Origin of the sequence: Anaerofustis sp. (assembly GCF_019420015.1) — a bacterium.
In the GTDB taxonomy this organism is placed as follows: domain Bacteria; phylum Bacillota; class Clostridia; order Eubacteriales; family Anaerofustaceae; genus Anaerofustis.
Genome location: NZ_JAHZIA010000007.1, coordinates 55,967 through 77,629 on the forward strand (window position 1 = coordinate 55,967; position 21,663 = coordinate 77,629).

22 protein-coding genes are annotated in these 21,663 nt (G+C 28.4%); 14 read left to right on the forward strand and 8 right to left on the reverse strand.

Features of this window, described 5'->3' with window-relative positions; genetic code table 11:
* Window positions 1-47: 47 nt before the first annotated feature.
* Complete coding sequence (locus QZ357_RS01115) at window positions 48-1,706, reverse strand: hypothetical protein (protein WP_290770880.1); 1,659 nt, start codon at window positions 1,704-1,706, stop codon at window positions 48-50.
* Entirely contained in the window at window positions 1,696-3,795 is a 2,100-nt protein-coding gene (locus tag QZ357_RS01120; RefSeq protein WP_290770882.1) for an MMPL family transporter, read from the reverse strand. Before QZ357_RS01120 ends, QZ357_RS01115 begins: the two co-directional genes overlap by 11 nt.
* Window positions 3,796-4,001: 206 nt before the next feature.
* Between QZ357_RS01120 and QZ357_RS01125 the strand changes: the two genes are divergently transcribed.
* The 5 genes from QZ357_RS01125 to upp all read left to right on the forward strand — a co-directional run bounded on the left by QZ357_RS01125 (window position 4,002) and on the right by upp (window position 7,555).
* Window positions 4,002-4,601: a TetR/AcrR family transcriptional regulator gene (locus tag QZ357_RS01125; protein ID WP_290770884.1), complete on the forward strand. Its 600-nt coding sequence runs from the start codon at window positions 4,002-4,004 to the stop codon at window positions 4,599-4,601.
* A gap of 118 nt (window positions 4,602-4,719) precedes the next feature.
* Window positions 4,720-5,580, forward strand: a complete 861-nt coding sequence (locus QZ357_RS01130; protein WP_290770886.1) for an ABC transporter ATP-binding protein — start codon at window positions 4,720-4,722, stop codon at window positions 5,578-5,580.
* Window positions 5,580-6,299 carry an ABC transporter permease gene (locus tag QZ357_RS01135; protein ID WP_290770888.1) on the forward strand — a complete coding sequence of 240 codons (720 nt, stop codon included), beginning with the start codon at window positions 5,580-5,582 and terminating at the stop codon, window positions 6,297-6,299. The genes QZ357_RS01130 and QZ357_RS01135 overlap by 1 nt, the downstream gene beginning before the upstream one ends.
* An 86-nt stretch (window positions 6,300-6,385) precedes the next feature.
* Window positions 6,386-6,853: a Cys-tRNA(Pro) deacylase gene (gene ybaK / locus QZ357_RS01140; protein WP_290770890.1), complete on the forward strand. Its 468-nt coding sequence runs from the start codon at window positions 6,386-6,388 to the stop codon at window positions 6,851-6,853.
* Between the two features lie 72 nt (window positions 6,854-6,925).
* Window positions 6,926-7,555 (forward strand): uracil phosphoribosyltransferase, encoded by a 630-nt coding sequence (gene upp, locus QZ357_RS01145; RefSeq protein ID WP_290770892.1) that lies wholly within the window; start codon window positions 6,926-6,928, stop codon window positions 7,553-7,555.
* Window positions 7,556-7,607: 52 nt separating this feature from the next.
* Here the strand turns inward: upp and QZ357_RS01150 are convergent, their stop codons facing one another.
* Together QZ357_RS01150 and QZ357_RS01155 are read right to left on the reverse strand one after the other, a co-directional pair.
* Window positions 7,608-8,069, reverse strand: a complete 462-nt coding sequence (locus tag QZ357_RS01150; protein WP_290770894.1) for a pyridoxamine 5'-phosphate oxidase family protein — start codon at window positions 8,067-8,069, stop codon at window positions 7,608-7,610.
* A 10-nt stretch (window positions 8,070-8,079) separates the two neighbouring features.
* Window positions 8,080-8,913 carry a pyridoxamine kinase gene (locus QZ357_RS01155; protein WP_290770896.1) on the reverse strand — a complete coding sequence of 278 codons (834 nt, stop codon included), beginning with the start codon at window positions 8,911-8,913 and terminating at the stop codon, window positions 8,080-8,082.
* A gap of 277 nt (window positions 8,914-9,190) precedes the next feature.
* On the opposite strand from QZ357_RS01155, the gene QZ357_RS01160 reads away from it, so the two are divergent.
* From QZ357_RS01160 to QZ357_RS01185, 6 genes are all read left to right on the forward strand, one after another.
* Window positions 9,191-9,961 (forward strand): DeoR/GlpR family DNA-binding transcription regulator, encoded by a 771-nt coding sequence (locus QZ357_RS01160; protein WP_290770898.1) that lies wholly within the window; start codon window positions 9,191-9,193, stop codon window positions 9,959-9,961.
* A gap of 285 nt (window positions 9,962-10,246) precedes the next feature.
* Window positions 10,247-10,837: a DeoR/GlpR family DNA-binding transcription regulator gene (locus tag QZ357_RS01165; RefSeq protein ID WP_290770900.1), complete on the forward strand. Its 591-nt coding sequence runs from the start codon at window positions 10,247-10,249 to the stop codon at window positions 10,835-10,837.
* Between the two features lie 121 nt (window positions 10,838-10,958).
* Window positions 10,959-11,252, forward strand: a complete 294-nt coding sequence (locus tag QZ357_RS01170) for a PTS galactitol transporter subunit IIB (RefSeq protein WP_290770902.1) — start codon at window positions 10,959-10,961, stop codon at window positions 11,250-11,252.
* A gap of 33 nt (window positions 11,253-11,285) precedes the next feature.
* A complete protein-coding gene (locus QZ357_RS01175; protein WP_290770905.1) occupies window positions 11,286-12,554 on the forward strand; it encodes a PTS transporter subunit IIC in 1,269 nt (422 codons plus the stop codon).
* A 12-nt stretch (window positions 12,555-12,566) separates the two neighbouring features.
* Window positions 12,567-12,881, forward strand: coding sequence for a hypothetical protein (locus QZ357_RS01180; protein WP_290770907.1), 315 nt, complete (start codon window positions 12,567-12,569; stop codon window positions 12,879-12,881).
* A 1-nt stretch (window position 12,882) separates the two neighbouring features.
* Window positions 12,883-14,022 (forward strand): amidohydrolase family protein, encoded by a 1,140-nt coding sequence (locus QZ357_RS01185; RefSeq protein ID WP_290770910.1) that lies wholly within the window; start codon window positions 12,883-12,885, stop codon window positions 14,020-14,022.
* A gap of 70 nt (window positions 14,023-14,092) precedes the next feature.
* Here the strand turns inward: QZ357_RS01185 and QZ357_RS01190 are convergent, their stop codons facing one another.
* Both QZ357_RS01190 and QZ357_RS01195 read right to left on the reverse strand, forming a co-directional pair.
* Window positions 14,093-14,632 carry a stage V sporulation T C-terminal domain-containing protein gene (locus QZ357_RS01190; protein WP_290770912.1) on the reverse strand — a complete coding sequence of 180 codons (540 nt, stop codon included), beginning with the start codon at window positions 14,630-14,632 and terminating at the stop codon, window positions 14,093-14,095.
* 105 nt (window positions 14,633-14,737) lie between these two features.
* Complete coding sequence (locus QZ357_RS01195; RefSeq protein WP_290770914.1) at window positions 14,738-15,331, reverse strand: TetR/AcrR family transcriptional regulator; 594 nt, start codon at window positions 15,329-15,331, stop codon at window positions 14,738-14,740.
* A 273-nt stretch (window positions 15,332-15,604) separates the two neighbouring features.
* On the opposite strand from QZ357_RS01195, the gene QZ357_RS01200 reads away from it, so the two are divergent.
* The 3 genes from QZ357_RS01200 to dnaN all read left to right on the forward strand — a co-directional run bounded on the left by QZ357_RS01200 (window position 15,605) and on the right by dnaN (window position 19,271).
* Window positions 15,605-16,060 carry an S-ribosylhomocysteine lyase gene (locus QZ357_RS01200; RefSeq protein ID WP_290770917.1) on the forward strand — a complete coding sequence of 152 codons (456 nt, stop codon included), beginning with the start codon at window positions 15,605-15,607 and terminating at the stop codon, window positions 16,058-16,060.
* A 533-nt stretch (window positions 16,061-16,593) separates the two neighbouring features.
* A complete protein-coding gene (gene dnaA, locus QZ357_RS01205) occupies window positions 16,594-17,979 on the forward strand; it encodes a chromosomal replication initiator protein DnaA (protein ID WP_290770919.1) in 1,386 nt (461 codons plus the stop codon).
* Window positions 17,980-18,164: 185 nt separating this feature from the next.
* On the forward strand, window positions 18,165-19,271 hold the full coding sequence (dnaN, locus tag QZ357_RS01210) for a DNA polymerase III subunit beta (protein WP_290770921.1): 1,107 nt from the start codon (window positions 18,165-18,167) through the stop codon (window positions 19,269-19,271).
* Window positions 19,272-19,321: 50 nt separating this feature from the next.
* Here dnaN and QZ357_RS01215 read toward each other — a convergent pair whose 3' ends face one another.
* Both QZ357_RS01215 and guaA read right to left on the reverse strand, forming a co-directional pair.
* Window positions 19,322-19,666 carry a LytTR family DNA-binding domain-containing protein gene (locus QZ357_RS01215; protein ID WP_290770923.1) on the reverse strand — a complete coding sequence of 115 codons (345 nt, stop codon included), beginning with the start codon at window positions 19,664-19,666 and terminating at the stop codon, window positions 19,322-19,324.
* A gap of 441 nt (window positions 19,667-20,107) precedes the next feature.
* Window positions 20,108-21,655, reverse strand: a complete 1,548-nt coding sequence (guaA, locus tag QZ357_RS01220) for a glutamine-hydrolyzing GMP synthase (RefSeq protein ID WP_290770925.1) — start codon at window positions 21,653-21,655, stop codon at window positions 20,108-20,110.
* Between the last annotated feature and the right edge of the window lie 8 nt (window positions 21,656-21,663).

Sequence of the window (21,663 nt, forward strand, 5' to 3'; positions counted from 1 at the left end):
TAGATAAAAAGGAATAACTCTCATATTGGAGTTATTCCTTTTTGCTTTTATTCTATTGAATCTGTTTTATATACGAATTTAACGCTACCATTCATCCCATTGCTGAGTCCTGAAAAAGTATTGTAATCATCCGCTTTATCTATAGTATTGTGTATTCTTACTTTTAAGTTATCCAGACTTCCTGCCGTCTGAACAAGTTTTTCTATTCCTTCTCTATCAAATCTACTCATTCCTTCACTAAGTTGTTTAGATCCTTTTTCCAGTTCATTTATTCCCTTTATGAGTTTATCACTTCCTTGCTGCAACGTATTAAGTCCTTCACTCAAATCTTCACTTCCTTGAATCAATGGATTTATTCCTTTATTTATTAATTCATTTGCACCTAAAGCTATTTTATCACTTCCTTGGGTTTTTAGCTGTGTGCTTCCTTCGTAAATTTCATTTAATCCATTTTCGAGTTTATCAGCACCTCCCATAAGAGTTTTATCACTTTTTGAGGTTAGGTTCAAAGATATTAGTTTTTGATTAGATATTGTTTGCTCTAATGTACCTGCCATTTGTTCCAAATTTGGAATTAAGGCATTATTCGGATCGACCTGTTTTAATTGAGATATTGTATTTTTAATACCACTTAAAACCTGTTCATTGTATTTTATGGTTTCATTTAAACTGCTACCTGCAGTATTCAACCCATTCTTCAACTGAATAGCACCATTTTTAGCATCATTAATACCACCAGAAAGAACATCTATATTATCAGATAAAGCCTCTGCACCACTCTTTATATTATTTACGCCACTCTTTAGCTGCTTTCCTCCGCTTGCAAGACTCTTTGCTCCTTTATTTAGTTTACTGACTCCTGTGGTTAAAGTACCGGATTTATCTATTAAAGTATTAATCCCTTCATTTAAAGACTTAGATCCCTCTACTAATATTTGAGAAGAACTACTCAATTTTTCAAGAGAACTCGTTAAATCCATTATACTGTCAATATCATCGATATTTATATCTTTGAATACTTCATTGGTTACATAGCTCATTGTTCCATCCATTGTAAAATCTTTAACATCTGATTCAATTTCCGTATAATTAGGAATATCAATACCCTTCATCGAAAGAGATTCATCAAGCCCCGGGAATCCATAACCCACAACAAGTATATTTTCACCTTCTTCAACCGACTTTCCGTTTGTTACTTTTACGTTACTTACTTTATCATAATCCAATATCATTCCGGTAACAGCCATAAAAACATTATTATCAAAAGTGTTGTTTGAATAGTCTATTCTTATTTTTAATTTACCGCTTTTATGAGCCAAGTTTGCAGGTGATATTTTTTCACCGTTTAAATAATATGTCAATTTTATATTTACCGGTAATTTTTTATTTGATATACCTTGGTATGTTATATCTTTCCCTTGCGAAGTCCAAACCAGTTTATTTAATCTTTTATCAAATTTTTCATTTCCTTTTATATTTTCAACATTTTTTAAATTGGATTTATCTTCTATCTTTTCTCCTTTTCGAGTGTTTTTAAGTGTGGAACTTACTATTTTTTTATTTACATTTCCGTTTGCATCGGATATTACATATACGCTTTCCTCTTTTGTTATATTTTCATTCTGAGCAAGCACAGGTGCGGTTAAAGAAGAAAACACAAATATAGCACAAAGCGCAACAACAATTACCTTATTTTTATTCTTCATTTAAAATTTCTCCTTTATCATTTTGTATTTTAAATTTATAACTTGTTTTTATAATTAATTTATCAAATATCATTAAGGCACTCGGAAGCATCAATATAACGACAATCATACTTACAATCGCACCTCTGGACAATAAAGTACAAATAGAACTTATCATATCTATTTTTGAATACAATGAAACACCCAAAGTAGAAAGGAAGAAGCCCATAGCACTGACCGATATCGAATTAACCGATGTTTTAAGTGCAACGGATACAGACTCTTTTTTATCCAAACCTTTCATTCTCTCTTCTTTATATCTTGTAGTCATCAATATTGCATAATCTACCGTTGCCCCGAGCTGTATTGTACCTATTACTATTGATGCCACAAAAGGTATAGTAGTGTTTGTATAAAAAGACATACCCATATTTATAAATATCGCAAATTGTATAATCGATACCAAAATAATCGGAATGGATATTGATTTAAATACTATCAATATAATCAAAAATACAGCTGCAATGGATATATAATTTACCACATTAAAATCATGATTTGTAACGCTTATCAAGTCTTTTGTACATGGAGCTTCACCTATTACCATCGATGTTTTATCGTAGTTTTTGGTGATATTATCTATTTTTGTTATTTGATTGTTTACTTCATCACTCGCCGTTTTGTATGCCGAATTAATAATTAAAAGGTTATGTTTATCGCTTTGTACAATATTTTTTATATCTCCCGGAATAAATTCATCTGGAACAGAAGAATCAACTATTGAATCAAGACCCAATACATTTTTTACACCGTCTAAACTTTCTATTTCTCTTATAATATTGTAAGTATCTTTTTTAGGTAAATCCTTATCTAAAAGAACCATATGAGAAGATCCTATATCAAAATCATTTTTTAGTTCATTATTTGCCTGTATGCTTTTTGCACTGCTTGGAAGAGTATCATATAAATCGTAATAAACATTTGTATTGTTATATCCGTATACAGCGGGAATAAGCATTATAACAAATAATAAAGCAAATGATTTATAATGCTTTATAACAAAATTACTTAATTTATAAAAACTTGGCATATAATTTTTATGTTTAAATTTATTTATAGATTTTTCAAAGGTAAGTATAAAAGAAGGAAGTATCGTTACACATGCAATAATACCTATTACAACACCTTTTGCCATTACTATCCCCAAATTAAGTCCAAGAGCAAATGTCATAAAACACAAAGCCAAGAATCCAGCTATTGTCGTTATAGAACTACCCACAATAGACGTAAAAGTATTGGTTATCGCATGTGCCATAGCTTCATTTTTACTTTCGTAATGTTTTAATTCTTCTTGATATCTATGATATAAAAATATAGAATAATCCATCGTAACCGCAAGCTGTAAAACAGCAGTTAATGCTTTGGTTATAAATGAAATTTCTCCGAGGAAAAAATTACTTCCCAAATTATACAGTATCGACATCCCTATACTAAGAAGAAAAAATATCGGTATCATAAACGAATCCATCGAAAAACCAAGAATAATACCCGTTAAAATTGCCGCTATAATTACATATACAACAGTCTCTTGATTTATATAATTCTTTATATCGGTAACAACCGAAGACATACCACTTAAAAAGCATTGCTCATTTGATATTTTTCTGATTTCCTCAACAGCTTGCATCGTTTCGTCCGAACCCATACTCTTATCATAAAATATTGCCATTAATGTTTCATTCGTATCTTTATTGTTAAAAGCTTCATATACATCATTCGGAAGTATTTCTTTGGGAACTGAAATATCAAGCACATCATCGTACCAAATAACCGATTCCACATGATCTACCTTTTCTATTTTACTTTTTAAAGATACTACTTGCTTGTTATCCATACCCTTTACAATGTACATGGAAAATCCACCCTTACCGTATTCCTGCAAAAGTAAATCCTGACCTTTCATAGTTTCCAAATCTTTCGGAAGATAAGAAAGTATGTCATAATTTATTCTTGTCGTAACAAAACCTATTACAGACGGAATTAAAAGCAAAACAGATAAAACCAAAATCAATATTCTGTTTTTAACAATTTTTTCAGATATTTTTATCATTAAAATTCCTCCTTTTATAAGAACAATATATGCAACACACACACATAAATGACTATTAGTCATTTATATTGTAGAAGATTATAATACTAAAATGACTGATAGTCAATATAAAATAAAAAGAAAATGACTAATAGTCAAAATTTTACAATATTAAATTGACTTACAAAAATATTTTTTGTAATATTTATATATAGGAGAGATATATTATGGGAATTATAGAAGATAAAAAAAGAATAAAAATAAATGCTTTATTGGATTCTGCTTTTGAATTATTTATAAAAAAAGGAATAGAAAATACTTCCGTATCAGATATAACCAAAAATGCAAACGTAGCAAAAGGAACTTTTTATCTCTATTTTAAAAACAAATACGAAATAAAAGATATATTAATATTCAACAAATCGAATGAAATATTCGATTGTGCGAAAAAAGAATTGGAAGATTCAAATATAAATAATTTTCATGACAAAGTTATATTTATTGTAGACAATATTTTAAATACTTTAAATGATAATCCCGTAATACTTAAATTTATTTCAAAAAATTTAAGCTGGGGAGTTTTCAGAAAAATAATCATTGACAATAACGAATCCAATCAATTCAAAACTTACTTTGAAGATATGATACAAAACTCAGGATACGACTTCGATAACTACGAACTCATGTTTTATACAATCTTAGAACTTATAAACGGAACTTGTCACAACGTAATACTTAATAACGAGCCTGTAAGCCTCAATGTTTTAAAAAAATATTTATATAAAGATATAATTTCAATAATAAATAACCACATCATAAAAGAGTAAATTTATTACTCTTTTATTTATTTTAATAAAATAAAGATAAAATTGTAAACAGTTGACTACTTATTTTAAACAGTATATAATTGGATATAAGTTTTAAAAATTGTATAAGAGGTAATATATGGCTAAGAACAATGATATTATGATTAAGCTCGAACATATCAATAAAAAATTCGGAGAAAAAGAAGCACTTAAAGACGTAACTTTCTCCGTAAAAAAAGGAGAAATTTTAGGATTTTTAGGCCCTTCAGGAGCCGGAAAAACCACACTTATAAAAATACTTACAGGTCAAATAACTTCAGATTTGGGTATTGCAGAAGTGTTCGGAAAAGAAGCTATTAAACTTCAAAACGAAGATTATGAAAAATTGGGCATGGTGTTGGATGACAGCGGAGTTTACGAAAGACTCACATGTTTTGACAATATATTGTTTTTTGCTGATATTCACGGTATATCAAGACAAGAAGTTCACGATGTTTTTGATAAAGTAGACTTAGCAGACGCAAAGTGGGAAAAAGCCGGGAACTTATCAAAAGGGATGAGACAAAGACTTGTAATCGCAAGAGCCATACTCCACAAACCGGAACTTATATTTCTTGATGAACCTACAAGCGGTCTTGACCCTTTAACATCTCAGAAGATTCATAATTTATTATTTGAACTCAAAGAACAAGGTACGACAATATTCCTTACAACACATAATATGGAAGAAGCAACAAGACTTTGTGACCATGTCGCTCTGCTTAACGAAGGAGTTATAGTAGAATACGGAGTACCGGAAGAATTATGCCGAAAATATAACGACAAAAACGAAGTCACAATACTTTTAAAATCAAATGAAAAAGTCACATACTTAAACAACAATGAAAATGCAAATAAAATATATGAACATTTTAAAAACAATGAAGTTGTTTCAATTCACTCTTCCGAACCGACTTTGGAAACTGTATTTATTTCACTAACAGGAAGGAAATTAATATAATGGCAAAATCTAAATCTAAAAACAATTCTCTTAGAAAAATAAAGGCAATTTTTATAAAAGAAATAAAAGATGCATTGAGAAGCAATAAAATAGTATTTCTATTTTTACTTTTCCCCGTATTTACATACTTTCTAACTTTTGCAATGAAAGGTAACGTAGGAACAAATCCTTTAATATTTTTAACAATGCATATATCAATGATACCTTTAATGGTTACAGCGGCACTTATAGCAGAAGAAAAAGACAAACAAACTTTGAGAGTATTAATACTTTCAAACGTCAAACCTATGCAATACTTGCTTGGTATCGGAAGTTTTGTTTTTATTTTAAATATAATAACATCTTGCTTTTTCTTACCGCTGCTTCATTTACAACTTATATTTATTCCTAAGTTTTTACTTATTATTTCACTTGGTATACTATGTTCAACAATACTTGGTGCTATAATAGGAGTTATTGTAAAAGGAGGTTCAAATGTCGCCGCAGCAAGTACACCTATCACAATTTTGTTTGCCCTTGTACCTTTATTAGCCTCAGGCTCGGGAAACGGATTTTTAGCTTCAATTGCTTCATGGCTATATAGCGGACAGCTAATGACAATTATATTCGATTTGGCAAATAACTTTACTTTCGTAAGAGTATCAATAATGTTAACAAATCTTTTGATTTTAACGACAGTATTCGTATTTGTATATAACCAAAAAAAATTATCGGACTAAAATAAAAACAGCACTTTTACCGGTGCTGTTTTTTGTATACTTATTATGTTATAATACAATAAAATTTAATATTTAAAAGGATTGTTATGAGTGAAAAAACAAACGTAATGAGAATATTATCTCAAAAAAAAGTAGTATATAAAAGTTATTCATATAAAGAAAAGGGAATGTTAAGCGGAACTGAGGTAGCAAAATATTTAAAACAGGATGAAAATCAAGTATTCAAAACATTGGTTACTGTAGGAAAAAGCAAAAACAATTATGTTTTTGTAATACCGGTAAATAAAGAACTGAATTTAAAGAAAGCTGCCAAAAGTGTACATGAAAAATCAATTTCCATGATAAAAGAAAAAGAACTTCTTCCCCTCACCGGATATGTTCACGGAGGGTGTTCGCCGATAGGAATGAAAAAAAGTTTTAAAACCGTAATCAATAAAACAGCCGAAAATTTTGAAAGTATCATATTTTCTGCGGGAAAGATAGGATATCAAGTTGAAGTTAATATTAAAGATTTAAAAAAAGCAATTGATTTTAAGCTTGACGATATTGTATGAAAACTACTATACATTTGATTTATTTATAACTTTACAGTAAAATTATAAAAAACAAAAAATAAGGGGAAAATTATGTCAAAAGTTATTACAATTAATCATCCCATAATTAAGGACAGTGTATCAATATTAAGAGATGAAAAAACGACAATAAAAGATTTCAGAGAAGTTGTAAAAAGACTGTCTTTATTTTTAGGATATGAAGCACTAAGAAATGCCAAAACAGAAAGTCATAAAATAAAAACGCCTATATGTGAAACTGAAGGAGAAAGATTAATAAACGAAAATATAACTATAATACCAATATTAAGAGCCGGACTTGGAATGTTGGAAGGAATGTTAGAGTTATTACCAAATGCAAAAGTAGGACATATAGGGCTGGAAAGAAACGAAGATACTCTAAAAGCAAGAGAGTATTATTTTAAAATGCCAAATAACTATGAAACCATGGAAGCTTATGTAGTGGATCCTATGCTTGCAACCGGAGGATCTGCGGTAGATGCAATAAACAAGCTTAAAGAAAGAGGTATAAATAATATTAAATTCTTATGTATTATATCTGCACCGGAAGGAATAGAAAAACTTCAAAACACTCACCCGGATGTAGATATATATACCGCCGTTATAGATGAGAAGTTAAACGAAAGCGGATATATAATTCCGGGACTTGGAGATGCCGGGGATAGGATATTCGGTACAATATAATAAAAAACAAAAGCTTTCAAAATGATGAAAGCTTTTGTTTTATTAAACTTATTTAATCATATTTCTTTCTTTTACCACTAATGTTATCCATCTCTATTTTTATTACATTGGTTCTGAATAAACTTCTTTCAATTGCACTTTCAAACATACCCATATTTGATGACGCATACTTTTTACATATCAAATTAAGAGCATGTATCTTTTCATCTTTATCTTTAACTTCATACGCTCTTCCAAAAACAACAGCACTTTCAAATTCAAGAGAGTAGTCTTTGGGTATGGGTTTGGCTTTATTTACAAAAGATAAACATACTTTATTATTATTTCTTATACTTTCTATTTTTTTACCTTCAAAAGCACAATGAAAATACAAATTATTATTTTCCCTTACGACAGATACAGGAATACCGTAGGCTAATCCATTATTGTCAATCATGGATATAGTGGCAAAAGAAGCATTATCTATAACTTCAAGTGAAAATTCTATATTCATTTCTCTGTCTTTTCTTCTCATATAATCCTCCTTATTTCAAAAATTGAAGGTTATCTTCAATATTCATACCCATTCTCTTATCTACAACAATTTTTTCATCTTTTTCCATTGCTTTTCTTACAAAATCCGAAGCTGTTTTACAAGAATCCTTAAGTGTATAACCTTTTAATACTTTACCTATAAGTACACTCGAAAACACATCTCCGGTTCCGGGAAATCTCACGTTTATATAGTCATAAGGAACAGAAAAATATTCATCCTCAAAATGAGAATATCCTTCAATAGAATACTTTCCGTTCTCTTTATTTTTTACGCTTGTTATGACAACCGATTTTGACCCAAGCTTTCTGAATTTATCTATATATTCTTTTATGTCCTCACTGTCAAGTTCTTCTTTTTGCATACTGTCAAATAAGATAAAAGAAGCTTCCGTAAAATTAGGTGTTACTATATCTGCCATAGAGCACATTCTTCTCATATTATAAACAACATTTTTACTAAGTCCCATATATAAGTTTCCGTCATCTCCCATTATCGGATCTACCATAACAACAGGATTATTATCTTTATTATACTTAATGATTTTTTCAATTAAATCAACCTGACCATCAGAATTTATAAATCCCGTACAAATACAATCAAATTTAAAATTAAGTTTATTCCATATATCTATTGTTTTTTTCATATAGTCGGTCATATCCAATATTTCAAACAAACCATAATCCAAGGTATTTGAAACAATCGCAGTAGGAAGATTATGAACTCTGAATCCCATGGAAGAAACTATAGGCATCATTGCAGATAAGGCAACTTTTCCAACCCCCGGTATATCATTAATAAGTAATATATCTTTATTTTTATCCATATCACCATTTCCTCAACATTTATTATAAAATAATAAAAATTCAAATTTAAAATTTTATATTCATTATATAACTATAAACAACAAAAAACCATAAAAATTATACATTTTATAAAATAACATTAATATTAATAAAAAATAATTATTTTATTTAAATTCTATACAAAAATTTTATACGACAAAAGATAAAACCAATTAAATATATATCGAAAAACATTTTATTTTATGATAAATTATATATAATGAAATATATACTTAAATAGGATTACGGTGAAACAAAATGAATAAAGTTGATGAACGACAAATAAAAATAATGGAAATAATAAATAAAAATAAACATATAACAATAAATGAACTAGTTGATATGTTGGGAGTATCGCATTTAACAATAAGAAGAGATTTGAAAACTTTGGAGGAAACACAAAATATTACAATAACTTACGGGGGAATGATTTTCTGTAAAGAAGAATTCTCACAATTTTCAAAAAGAGAAACTGAAAACGAAGAATTTAAAATACAAATAGCAAAAAAAGCAGTAAAACATGTTAAAGAAAATGATATTATTTATATAGGCGGAGGAAGCAGTTGCATACAATTTGCAAATATACTCTCAAAAGAAAAACCAAATATTAATATAAACATAATAACAAGCTGCGCTGGTGTGGCAAGAATAACATCCAAAATGCTTTTTTCCAATGTAACATTAATAGGCGGAAATTTTATTGATGAAAATGAAACTATGGTTTCTCTTTTTACTTTAGATGTTATAGAAAATTTAAACTTCAATAAAGCTTTTCTCGGATGTCTCGGTCTTACGGCTAAAAAGGGAGCTATGTTTATTGATTTAACAGTTGCGAAGCTAAAAAAACTGGTTGCCAAAAATTCTCAGCAAGTTATACTTCTTTGTGATTATGACAAAATAGGAAAGCAATCTATGGCAACAGGTCTCAATATGGAAGATATAGATATTATAATTACCAATAAAAAAGCAGAAGAAACGAAAGAAATAAACAACATAAAAAAATATTCCGTAAATATAGAACTTATATAAAAATAGCAGTATTAATCATACTGTTATTTTTTTATTTATTTTTATCATTTTATTTAAATATATTATCATAATATTATAAATATATTTATAATATATAAAATTATTAAAAAAATATATTTAAAATTTCTTTCGAAAGAAAAGTAATATTATATATTTTTAACATAAAACGAAACATTTCAAAAGAAAAATATATAAAAAACAATAAAAACAAACTGATTTAATTTACTTATTATTTTGTTTTTATTATAATTAAAATAAAGAAACATAAAAAAAGGATTAATCGTTATGTACAAAAATAAAAGACAATATGCAATACTTGAATACATATATGAAAAGAAAGAAGCAACAGTAAATGAACTATCAGAAAAATTTCATGTTTCTAAAGTAACTATAAGAAAAGATTTGGTTGAATTAGAATCAAAAGGAAAAATAAAGAAAAATCACGGCGGAGCTATTCCGGCAGAAAATATAATGCTTAACGAAACTCCTTATTACAAAAAAAATATGACCGCAATAAACGAAAAAAGGAAAATAGGAGCTCTCGCTTCAAAACTAATACAAGACAAACAAATTGTAATTATTGACAACGGCTCAACAACAAATGAAATCGCGTCTTTTTTAAGCGATAAAGAAATCGTTGTCGTTACCAATGATATCAGAATAGCCAATAAGCTTTCCGGATATACGAGTATGAACATAGTAATATGCGGAGGTTATATAAAAACTCCGGGATATGCTGTTTTCGGTTCAATGGCAGAGGATCTTTTTAAACATACTCTTGCTGACATATGTTTTTTATCGGTAGACAGTTTGGATATAAATGACGGACTTTCTTATAATTTTTTAGATTCTATATATGTGATGTGGAAAAAATAGATATTTTAATAACAGATAAAATGGAATTAGAACTTAAAAGAAGATTTGAAGAAAAAGGCGTAAGAGTTCTTATAGCTAAATAATTAATATATTTATAACAATTAAGAAAGGAGGAAATAAAATGTCAGTAAATATAATAGTGGCCTGCGGAAGCGGAATTGCAACTTCAACAGTTGTGGAACAAAGATTGAAAGAAATAGCGGAAGAAAATAATTTTGACGTCAAACTTACAAAAACACCGATGAGCGGACTTGAAGGAATGCTTGCAGATGCGGATTTGGTAGTGGTTACAAGCAGATTTCAATCTGATAACAAAGATGTTGAAATATTATCCGGTACATCACTTCTTACAGGTATAGAAGACGATATTTTTATTGAAAAATTCGTTGAAGCAGTAAAAAAACTTCAAAAATAATAATCAAAAAAATTAAAATTAAAGGAGAAAATCATGGATACTTTATTAACTATAGTAAAATACATCACAGACTCTTTAGGTGCAATGGTAGTTATGCCTTTATTCCTTATAATATTGGGACTTGCATTTAGAATGAAACTTTCCAAAGCTCTTCGTTCAGGTCTTCTTGTAGGAATAGGTTTTCAGGGAATTAATCTTATTATAGGTCTTTTATCAAATGCTGTTTCGCCTGCAGCTACGGCTCTTGCAGAAAAAGTAGGTCTTAATTTTAATATAATCGATGTAGGATTCCCTACAATTGGAACGGCAGCATGGGCTACTCCTATAGCAGCACTTGTAATACCGTTGGCTTTATTAATCAATGTTATAATGATAACTTTAAAACTTACAAAAACACTTAATATCGATATATGGAATATGTTCCATTTCATATTGGCAGGCGGTGTGGCTTACTTAATTTCAGGAAGTATAGCAGTAGGACTTGTAGTATCTGCTATATTCTCTATAATTACATTACTTCTTGCAGACTGGGATTCAAAAACATGGCAAGAATATTTCGGACTTGAAGGAACAAGTTGTTCAACTCTTGCAACAATGACAAGTGCTATATGTTCTTTTGTAGTAAATAAAATTATAGATTTAATCCCAAAAGTAAGAGATTTTGATATAAATCCTGCAAAAATAAATAAATTAAAAGGCATAAGTGATCCTATGTTCTTAGGATTTGTAATAGGTATAGTAATATCATTAATAGGAGGACTTCCTGTTGCTCAAATACTTAACACAGGTGTCGGTATAGCAGCTGCAATGGTTTTACTTCCTAGAATGGTTTCACTTTTAATGGAAGGTTTGGCACCAATTTCAAGAGCAGCTTCAGAATTCACAAAGAAAAGATTAAAAGGAAGATCTCTTCTTATAGGTATGGACTGTGCCATTGGAATAGGGGATCCTACCGTTATAGCAGCATCTACAATAATGATACCTTTTGCAATTCTTCTTGCTGTTCTTCTACCTGGTAACGGATTTTTACCTATAGTTTCACTTACAGGACTTACATATTTCTGTGTTCCTGCAGCAGCTTATTCTAAAGGTAATTTATTCAGAACAATAATTACTATGCTTATATTCTATACACTACATATATATGTTATAAATGCAATAAGTCCGTTAATTACAGAACTTGTAAAATGGGCGGGAGTAGCTCTTCCTGAAGGTGCAGCTCTCGTTGCCGGAGGTAACCCAGAACATGCCTTCTTACTTTTAATCAAACCTATATTATCTGTATTTGGTTTAGCCGGTTAATGGAGGTAATTTATGATTGAAGTTCTTTTGGTATCAAACAAAAATAGCGACGATGTTGATAAAATAAGAGATGTCATCTATAATTTAGGTAACGATTTTTTTATAGAAAGTAATATAACCGTAGTAGAAGCAGAAAATGCGGAAGATATAAATTTTGAATATGATTTTGCGGTTACATTAGACAGTAAAGTACATCTAAATAAAAAAACAATTGATGCAACTCCTATAATATTGGACAGAGCAGGAGAAAAAGCTGAGAAAGATATTCAAAATCAACTTCTTAAAGCCAGAGCTACTCATAAAAGACTAAGAGAAAGTGGTAAGTAAAATGAAATATGATATTGTCATAGAAAACGGAACGGTAATTGACCCTGTAAGAAAAACAAACAAAAAAGAAAATATATATATAATAAACGATAAAATAGTAAAAGCTCCTCAAAATAACGAAAATATAGAATATGGACAAAAAATTGATGCTTCGGGATGCTTTGTTATGCCGGGTCTCATCGAAAACCATACTCATATTTTTTACAGAGGAGGAGATGTAAACTTAAATCCGGATGTTGTAATGCTTCCAAGCGGAGTAACATCGGCAATTGACCAAGGTTCTTCAGGATGGTCAAACTTTGAATCCTTTTACAGAAACGTTATATTAAATTCCATTATGAATATAAAATGTTATCTTAACGTATCAAATACTGGACTTACAACAGAAGATTATTTCGAAAATATAGATCCTAAATATTATAATAAAAAAATGATTGAATTCTTATGTAAAAAATATAAGGATACAATAATAGGATTAAAAATAAGAATGGATAAAAATTCCATAAAAGATATGGGATTAAAACCTCTTGAAAAAGCTGTCGAAATAGCAGAAGATTTAAATCTGCCTCTTTCGGTTCATGTTAAAAATCTTGATAATATAAAAGATATAGCAAAAATGTTAAGAAAAGGAGATACATGGATTCACATATATCAGCAAAATGGAGATACATTAATTGACGATAAAGGAAATGTCAGAAAAGAAATAATCGAAGCACAAGAAAGAGGAGTCCTATTTGATGTTGCAAGCGGAAGAGGAAGTTTTTCTTTCGATATGATAAATAAAGGATTACAACAAGGATTTAAACCTGACTTTTTAGGTACTGATCTTGTTACTTACAATGTATATCAAAGACCCATATTTTCACTTCCATATACTATGTCAATTTATCTTAATCTTGGTTTTTCGATTGAAGAACTTGCACAAATGTGTGTACAACTTCCGGCAAAAACAATGAATATGTCTGATGATATATCTTCTTTTAAAGAAAATACAACTGCCGATATTTGTATATTAAAAATAAAAGAGAAAGATATATTATTTAAAGATAAACACGGCGGAAGTTTAAAAGGTAATAAACTTATATTTCCACAAATGACAATAAAAGAAGGAAAAGTTATGTACAGAAATATAGAATTTTAAAAGCGGTATTAAATACCGCTTTTTATATTAATAAAACCACAAATAAAAAACAAATATTAAAATGAGTTTTTTATTGTTCAAGTTGTTTTGCTAAAAAAATTGAACCTGTTTTTGCAAGTAAACTTCCTTGTTCAATAGGAAGAGTATTTTTATCTTTACTGAGTAACAGTATCGCACCTATAGGATCTCCATTAGCAACAATAGGAGAAATAACTTCATAAACATGTTCGCTTTTTTTATCATTTACTATATCGTAATCACCGTTTAAAGATGTAACAAGCTGTCTTTTAGAAATAAGTCTGTCAAGCTCTTTACTTATCTTCTTATCCATAAGTTCTTTTTTATCTCCGCTTGATGCCGCAACTATATTTTCTCTGTCGCATATTACACTGGTAACTTTTGCTGAAAGAGATAAGCTGTCAACGTACTCCTGAGCGAAATTTGAAAGTTCTCCTACCATGGAATATTTTTTCAAAATAACTTCTCCCTTTGAATCTGTATATATCTCCAAAGGATCTCCTTCTCTTATTCTCAGAGTTCTTCTTATTTCTTTTGGTATAACAACTCTTCCTAAATCATCTATTCTTCTAACAATACCTGTCGCTTTCATTAAAATCTCCTTTTTAAAACTTATTAATTATAGTTTTGCTAAAAATAGAAATTTTATACTTTTTATTCCAAATAAAACAAAAAACATTCAAACAAATTGAATGTTTTATTTAAATTCTTCCATTTTATGATTTTTAATAATACCGTTCATTCCAAAAAATATTATATTATATATTTCTTCTATATTTTCGTTAGTATTTTCTATTTTGTTATCGGCTATTTTTGCGGCAAAGCTTAATGTAATTTCAATTACATAAGGCCAAAATATATCACTATCCATACCTAATTTAGGCATAATTTTTTTAGTAATCTTAACAAAAAAATCAAAAGATTTTTCCTGTTCTTTCATCACTTCTTCATTATAATAAGAAGACGTTCTGTACATTGAATAAAATTTTGCATAATCTCCGTGTTCTATAAAATACATAAAGTATTCATACCAAAGTTTTTGAACACCTTTAAATAAGCTAAAACTAAAAAAGGGAATGCCCCTAAAAATACTGTCAACTTGATTATCTATATAATATAAACACTCAGATAATAATATTTTCTTATTTTTAAAATGATATAAAACAGTTCCTTCCGATATATTCATTGATAATGCAACTTTTTTTGTAGTAACATTTTCAAGCCCATGGTCAGCTACATATTTAATTGTATTTTCCAAAATTAATATATTCGTTTTATTTATTTTTTTCACTTATAAAATTTATCCTTTAAATCAATATACTAATATAATATATCATTTTTAGTATTTATTCAAATCAATATTAATAAAAATTCATATTTTATATTTAAGTAATTACTTAAAATACTATTGTTTTATTAAATCTTAATTGTTAAAATAATAATATAAAATAAAAAGATGAGTAACCTATAAATTTATTCCTCATTACACACGCCTCTATTACTCATCTTTTTTTATTTTATAAAAAATCGTGTTATAATGTATAAAAAACTCGGAGAAAATAAAATGAAGAAAATTGCAAGTTTTATGGTAGACCATACAAAATTATATCCAGGAATATACTTATCAAGACAAGACGGTGAAGTTACTACATACGATTTAAGATTTATAAAACCAAATACACCACCGTTCTTATCAAATGAAGCTCTTCACACGATAGAACACTTATGTGCAACTTATTTAAGAAATTCAAGTTTAAGTGAAAATATTATTTATTTCGGTCCAATGGGATGCAGAACGGGATTCTATCTTCTTACAGTAAATTTAACTCATAAAGAAGTAATAAAATTGATAAAAAATACAATATCTGATTTATGTAAATACGAAGGCGAAATTCCGGGAAAAAGTGAAATTGAATGCGGAAATTATAAAGAACTTAACCTTGATGAAGCTAAAAAAGAATTAAAAAAATACAATAAAATAATAAAAGATATTACCGAAGAAGATATATACTATAAATAAAATCTCTAATGAGATTTTATTTTTTTATTTTTAATTAAACATATTTCATTCTCTTAAATTTTATTTTTATTAACTTCAAATTAAACCATAAAATAGTTATAAATATTTTTATACTAAAATTTCTTTTTCTAAATTTATTCAAAATGAATTTTATATAAATATTTTTATATTAAAATAAAAATTATTTTATAAAATATATTTATTTTTTATATTATAAATTTGAAAAAAACACTAAATATATTATTTTTTATAAAAAATATAGCATATATTGTATTTTTATATGTATTTATATATGTTTATAACAGTATAAATAACTGTTGATAATTTAGTATTTTTTGTTATAATAAGTAAAAAGAAGACTTATCTACACATATATAATAAAGTTATTAACAAGTTGTGGGTATTTTGTAAATAAGCCTATTTTTTTTCTGCTTTTTACTTTAAATACTAAGTATCATGTACGTTTATATGTTGATAATATATATGTTAATAAATTAAATAAAAAATCAATATTTGTAAATTTGGGGGTTAAAATGTCTTTTAAAACAGAACTATGGAGCAACGCACTTGAATATTTAGAAGACGAATTGTCTGATTTCGTATTTAAAGAGTATTTTGAAACGTCTATAAAACCTTTAGCTTTTGAAAATGATACTTTTTATCTTCAAGTACCGGACGAAGGAAATAAAATTTTACTTGAAGGTCAATATGCTGTATTGGTGGAAAACGCTTTAAAATATTATACTCAAAGATATATTAAAGTTAAGTTCGTAGTTGCATCATCAAATGATATGGTATATACAAAAAATGAAGCAATAGATGAAATTGCAGCAACATCAACAAGTACAGAATTAAAAAAACAAAGTAAAGAATATAATGTTTACAATACATCTTATATTCAATTCAATCCTAAATATACCTTTGATTCTTTTGTTGTAGGTCCTAATAATAGGTTTGCCCATGCGGCTTCTCTTGCGGTTGCCGATGCACCTGCAAAGAAATACAATCCTCTTTTTATATACGGAGGTGTAGGACTAGGGAAAACACATCTTATGCATGCCATAGCTCAACATATATTAAGAAAAGATCCAACAAAAAAAGTGGTTCTATTATCGAGTGAACAATTTTTAAATGAATTTTTAGATGCCATACAAAATAAAACAAATGTGCAATTTAGAAATAAATACAGAAATGCAGATGTACTTTTAATAGACGATATTCAATTTATAGCTGGAAAAAATGAAACACAAAACGAATTTTTCCATACTTTTAATGCTTTGCAAGGTTCAAACAAACAAATTATACTCACATCAGATAAACCTCCAAAGGAAATACATAATTTAGAAGACAGGCTTCGTTCCAGATTTTCTCTTGGTTTAATATGTGATATATCAATGCCGGACTTTGAAACAAGGCTTGCAATACTCAGAAAAAAAGCAAAAGAAGAAAATTATCAGGTAAGCAATGAAATACTTAATTATATTGCAGAAAATATAGAATCAAATATAAGAGAACTTGAAGGACTGCTTTTAAAGGTTATGGCTTTAAGTGAAATTTACAACGAACCTTTAAGTTTAGAGCTTGTAAAAAAACAATTAAAAGATATAATTGATATAAGCGATAAAAAAATATCTTTGGATTTAATTACAAAAATAGTATGTGATTACTATAATATAACAAAAGATGATATACTATCGAAGAGAAGAACAAAAAATATAGCTTATCCTAGACAAATATGCATGTATTTATCAAGAGAACTTACAGATAACTCTCTTCCTACAATAGGGGAGTACTACGGAGGAAGAGACCATTCAACAGTTATACACGGATATGATAAAATAAAAGAAGATTTAAAAACAAACGGCGGACTCCAAGAAGAAATAAATAAAATAACAACAAACATAAAAAACAGTAAATAACAACTTATCAATATATTTATACCTATAAATAATATTAATTATTAACAAGTAAAAATACAAATTAACCTTTTATAACAAGAAAAAATACAGTTATCAACATTATCAACACTACTAATACTATTACTAATTAATAATATTTAAATATATAAAGATAATAAAGAGCCAAAAAAGAAAGGAAAGCCAAAATGAATATAAAAGTAGACAGAAATGAATTTCTAAAAGCACTCATAACAGTAAGTAAAGCAACTACACTTAGAAATGTAGGTTCATTGGAAGGAATACTTCTTGAGAGCTATGATGATGTACTATCTTTGTATGCTACAAATAAAGAAATACAAATCTCTACGATAATTGATGCAAAAGTAATAAGAGCAGGAAAACTTCTTATAAATTCAAGAATTTTAAGTGATATAGTAAGAAGTTTTGATAACGGTGAAATTGAAATAAATTCAGATGAAAACAATAATATAAAACTTACATGTTTAAATTCAAAGTTTAACATAACAGCAATGGATCACAGAACTTTTCCTAATAAAGAAGTATATAATATAAACGATTTTATAAAGATGGATAATCACGTTATCAGAAACATGATAAAAGAAACTTCTTTTGCATGTGCAAATTCTGATTCGGTTTCACCTATACTTACAGGTATACTTATAGAAAATAATGACGAAGACATTAAATTCGTTGCAATAGACGGCTTCAGAATGGCTATAAGAAGCGAACAGTCAAAAGAGAGATATATGAATAATATAAAGTGTGTCGTTCCTGCAAGCACTTTAAATGAGCTTAATAAGATACTTACCAATTATGAAGATGATGTGTTCTTAAATATAAATGATAAGAAATTTATTGCAAGTGTCGGAAGAACTCAAATAATTTCAAGTTTACTTCAAGGTCAGTTTATAGATTACTTTAACTTACTTCCTAAAGAAAGTAAGACAATAGTAAAAATGAATAAAAATGAGTTGTTATCGGCATGTGAAAGAGCTTCTATAATTTCTGACGAGGGAAGGGCTCACTTAATAACTCTTCATTTCAATGAAAATAATTTATTGCTTACAAGTAAATCAGCTTATGGAAATGTTGAAGAAAATATATCAATTAACTTGAGCGGAGAAAGTTTGGATATATCTTTTAACAGTAGATATGTTATAGATGCTTTAAAAGTAATAGAAGATGAAAAAGTAATACTGGAGTTTAACAGTTCAAACAGTCCTTGTTTGATAAAACCTGTAAATTCAAATAAATTTACATATCTTATAATGCCTGTAAGAATATCAAATTAAAAGAGCCTTAATAAAGGCTCTTTTTTATATTTATATATTACTCATAAAAATTATTTATTTAAATTTGCTTTATATTCGTCTATAAAATTTCTTACTTTTTTATTATAATTTCTACCTACAATAAGTCTTTCTCCGTTTGAGAGTATTGCTTCCCCTTTAAATATTTTATTTATATATTTACTGTTAACTATAAAAGCTCTGTGTATTCTGACAAAATCACATTCTTTAAATTTATTTTCAAGTTCTTTTATTGTCGAATTAAATTCTATTGTGTCATTTATTGAATGAAGTATAATTTTTCTGTTTATTGTTTCAAAGTATATTATCTCTTCTATTTTTATATTGTAAGATTTTCTTTTGAATGTAAAATTTAAACAATCGTTTTTTATATTCATTACTATATTCCTTTATATTTTTTACTTGTAAATATATATATAAATTACTTTATCATTAAATATATAAAAATACAATATGCATTTTAAGTAATTACTTGAATATTATTAAGTTTTTACTTAAAAAAGTATACTTTTTTTAACACTTATGTTATGATAAATAAGTTATGATATATCGTTATTTTATTACATAAATAATTAATATTATTGCATTATATGTAATAAATTTTATAATTTTAAAATGTCACTAAAAGTATACTTTTTTTTATATATTTTTATAAGGTTCATTGTATTTTTTTTGAGTATTCTCTGAGCATAAAAAGAACGACCTGACATTGGCTTTTCTGCCTTGTCTAAGGTCGTTGTTTTTATATTTCTATTCTTTTTTCAGAATACCCAACTTTGCCCTTTTGGGGATGGGTGAGAGTGCCTCGGAATATTATCCTACTCAAACTCAATAGTTCCAGGTGGCTTACTTGTGCAGTCATACAGTACTCTGTTGACATGGTCCACTTCGTTTACGATTCTTGTTGTTACTTTTTGTAGAACTTCCCATGGAAGTTGTGCGGCACTTGCTGTCATGAAGTCAGATGTCATAACTGCTCTTAGTGCTATAGCGTAGTCGTATGTTCTGAAGTCTCCCATAACACCTACTGAACGCATATTTGTCAGTGCTGCAAAATATTGACCCAAGTCTTTGTCTACTCCTGCTTTTGCAACTTCTTCACGATATATTGCATCCGCATCTTGAACTATTTTTACTTTTTCTTCTGTAACTTCACCGATTATTCTGATTGCAAGTCCAGGACCGGGGAATGGTTGACGCATTACTAAATACTCAGGTATTCCAAGTTCCTTTCCTGCTTTTCTTACTTCATCTTTAAATAAATCTCTAAGTGGTTCAATGATTTCTTTGAAATCTACATGATCAGGAAGTCCTCCAACGTTGTGGTGAGATTTTATAACTGCACTTTTATCAAGTCCGCTTTCTACAACATCGGGATATATAGTTCCTTGAACAAGAAAATCTACCGCACCGATTTTCTTAGCTTCTTCTTCAAATACTCTTATGAATTCTTCGCCGATGATTTTTCTTTTTGTTTCAGGATCTGTTACTCCTGCAAGTTTATCGTAGAATCTTTGTTGTACATTTGCTCTTACAAAATTTAAATCGTACGGACCATTAGGACCAAATACGGCTTCTACTTCATCTCCTTCGTTTTTACGTAGAAGACCATGGTCTACGAAAACGCAAGTAAGTTGTTTTCCTACTGCTTTTGCAAGAAGTACTGCTGCAACAGAAGAATCAACTCCGCCTGATAGGGCACAAAGAACTTTTCCGTTTCCTACTTTCTTTCTGATTGCTTCAATAGTTTCTTCAACGAAAGAATCCATTTTCCAGTCACCTTTGCATTCACATACATTATATAGGAAATTATGAATCATTTTAGTTCCGTTTTTTGTATGCATAACTTCAGGATGGAATTGTACTGCATATAGTTTTTTTTCTTTATTTTCCATAGCAGCGATAGGGCAAACCGGAGTTTTAGCTGTTATATCAAATCCTTTAGGTGCTTTGCTGATGTAATCGGTGTGACTCATCCAACAAATATTTTTTTCTTCAATATCTTTAAATAATAAAGAAGATGTATCAATATCAACTTCGGTATGTCCGTATTCGCTTACCGGAGCTGTGTCAACTTTTCCGTCTAACTTATAAGCCATAAGTTGAGAACCGTAACATATTCCTAAAATAGGTATACCCATTTCAAAAATTTCTTTTGTATAGGTGGCTGAATCCTCTTTATATACACTGTTTGGACCGCCTGTAAATATTATTCCTTTAGGATTTAGTTTTTTTAATTCTTCCAAAGGAACAGTGTAAGGTTTTATTTCACAGTATACATTGCATTCTCTTACTCTTCTTGCAATTAACTGATTGTACTGTCCTCCGAAATCCAAAACAATTACTAATTCGTTTTTTTTGTTCATAATGTTTA

What these genes read in the sequence shown, in the direction of transcription:
- QZ357_RS01115 (WP_290770880.1), bottom strand. Translation starts at nt 1,706, where the DNA reads ATGAAGAATAAAAATAAGGTAATTGTTGTTGCGCTTTGTGCTATATTT.
- QZ357_RS01120 (WP_290770882.1), bottom strand. Translation starts at nt 3,795, where the DNA reads ATGATAAAAATATCTGAAAAAATTGTTAAAAACAGAATATTGATTTTG.
- QZ357_RS01125 (WP_290770884.1), top strand. Translation starts at nt 4,002, where the DNA reads ATGGGAATTATAGAAGATAAAAAAAGAATAAAAATAAATGCTTTATTG.
- QZ357_RS01130 (WP_290770886.1), top strand. Translation starts at nt 4,720, where the DNA reads ATGGCTAAGAACAATGATATTATGATTAAGCTCGAACATATCAATAAA.
- QZ357_RS01135 (WP_290770888.1), top strand. Translation starts at nt 5,580, where the DNA reads ATGGCAAAATCTAAATCTAAAAACAATTCTCTTAGAAAAATAAAGGCA.
- ybaK (WP_290770890.1), top strand. Translation starts at nt 6,386, where the DNA reads ATGAGTGAAAAAACAAACGTAATGAGAATATTATCTCAAAAAAAAGTA.
- upp (WP_290770892.1), top strand. Translation starts at nt 6,926, where the DNA reads ATGTCAAAAGTTATTACAATTAATCATCCCATAATTAAGGACAGTGTA.
- QZ357_RS01150 (WP_290770894.1), bottom strand. Translation starts at nt 8,069, where the DNA reads ATGAGAAGAAAAGACAGAGAAATGAATATAGAATTTTCACTTGAAGTT.
- QZ357_RS01155 (WP_290770896.1), bottom strand. Translation starts at nt 8,913, where the DNA reads ATGGATAAAAATAAAGATATATTACTTATTAATGATATACCGGGGGTT.
- QZ357_RS01160 (WP_290770898.1), top strand. Translation starts at nt 9,191, where the DNA reads ATGAATAAAGTTGATGAACGACAAATAAAAATAATGGAAATAATAAAT.
- QZ357_RS01165 (WP_290770900.1), top strand. Translation starts at nt 10,247, where the DNA reads ATGTACAAAAATAAAAGACAATATGCAATACTTGAATACATATATGAA.
- QZ357_RS01170 (WP_290770902.1), top strand. Translation starts at nt 10,959, where the DNA reads ATGTCAGTAAATATAATAGTGGCCTGCGGAAGCGGAATTGCAACTTCA.
- QZ357_RS01175 (WP_290770905.1), top strand. Translation starts at nt 11,286, where the DNA reads ATGGATACTTTATTAACTATAGTAAAATACATCACAGACTCTTTAGGT.
- QZ357_RS01180 (WP_290770907.1), top strand. Translation starts at nt 12,567, where the DNA reads ATGATTGAAGTTCTTTTGGTATCAAACAAAAATAGCGACGATGTTGAT.
- QZ357_RS01185 (WP_290770910.1), top strand. Translation starts at nt 12,883, where the DNA reads ATGAAATATGATATTGTCATAGAAAACGGAACGGTAATTGACCCTGTA.
- QZ357_RS01190 (WP_290770912.1), bottom strand. Translation starts at nt 14,632, where the DNA reads ATGAAAGCGACAGGTATTGTTAGAAGAATAGATGATTTAGGAAGAGTT.
- QZ357_RS01200 (WP_290770917.1), top strand. Translation starts at nt 15,605, where the DNA reads ATGAAGAAAATTGCAAGTTTTATGGTAGACCATACAAAATTATATCCA.
- dnaA (WP_290770919.1), top strand. Translation starts at nt 16,594, where the DNA reads ATGTCTTTTAAAACAGAACTATGGAGCAACGCACTTGAATATTTAGAA.
- dnaN (WP_290770921.1), top strand. Translation starts at nt 18,165, where the DNA reads ATGAATATAAAAGTAGACAGAAATGAATTTCTAAAAGCACTCATAACA.
- QZ357_RS01215 (WP_290770923.1), bottom strand. Translation starts at nt 19,666, where the DNA reads ATGAATATAAAAAACGATTGTTTAAATTTTACATTCAAAAGAAAATCT.
- guaA (WP_290770925.1), bottom strand. Translation starts at nt 21,655, where the DNA reads ATGAACAAAAAAAACGAATTAGTAATTGTTTTGGATTTCGGAGGACAG.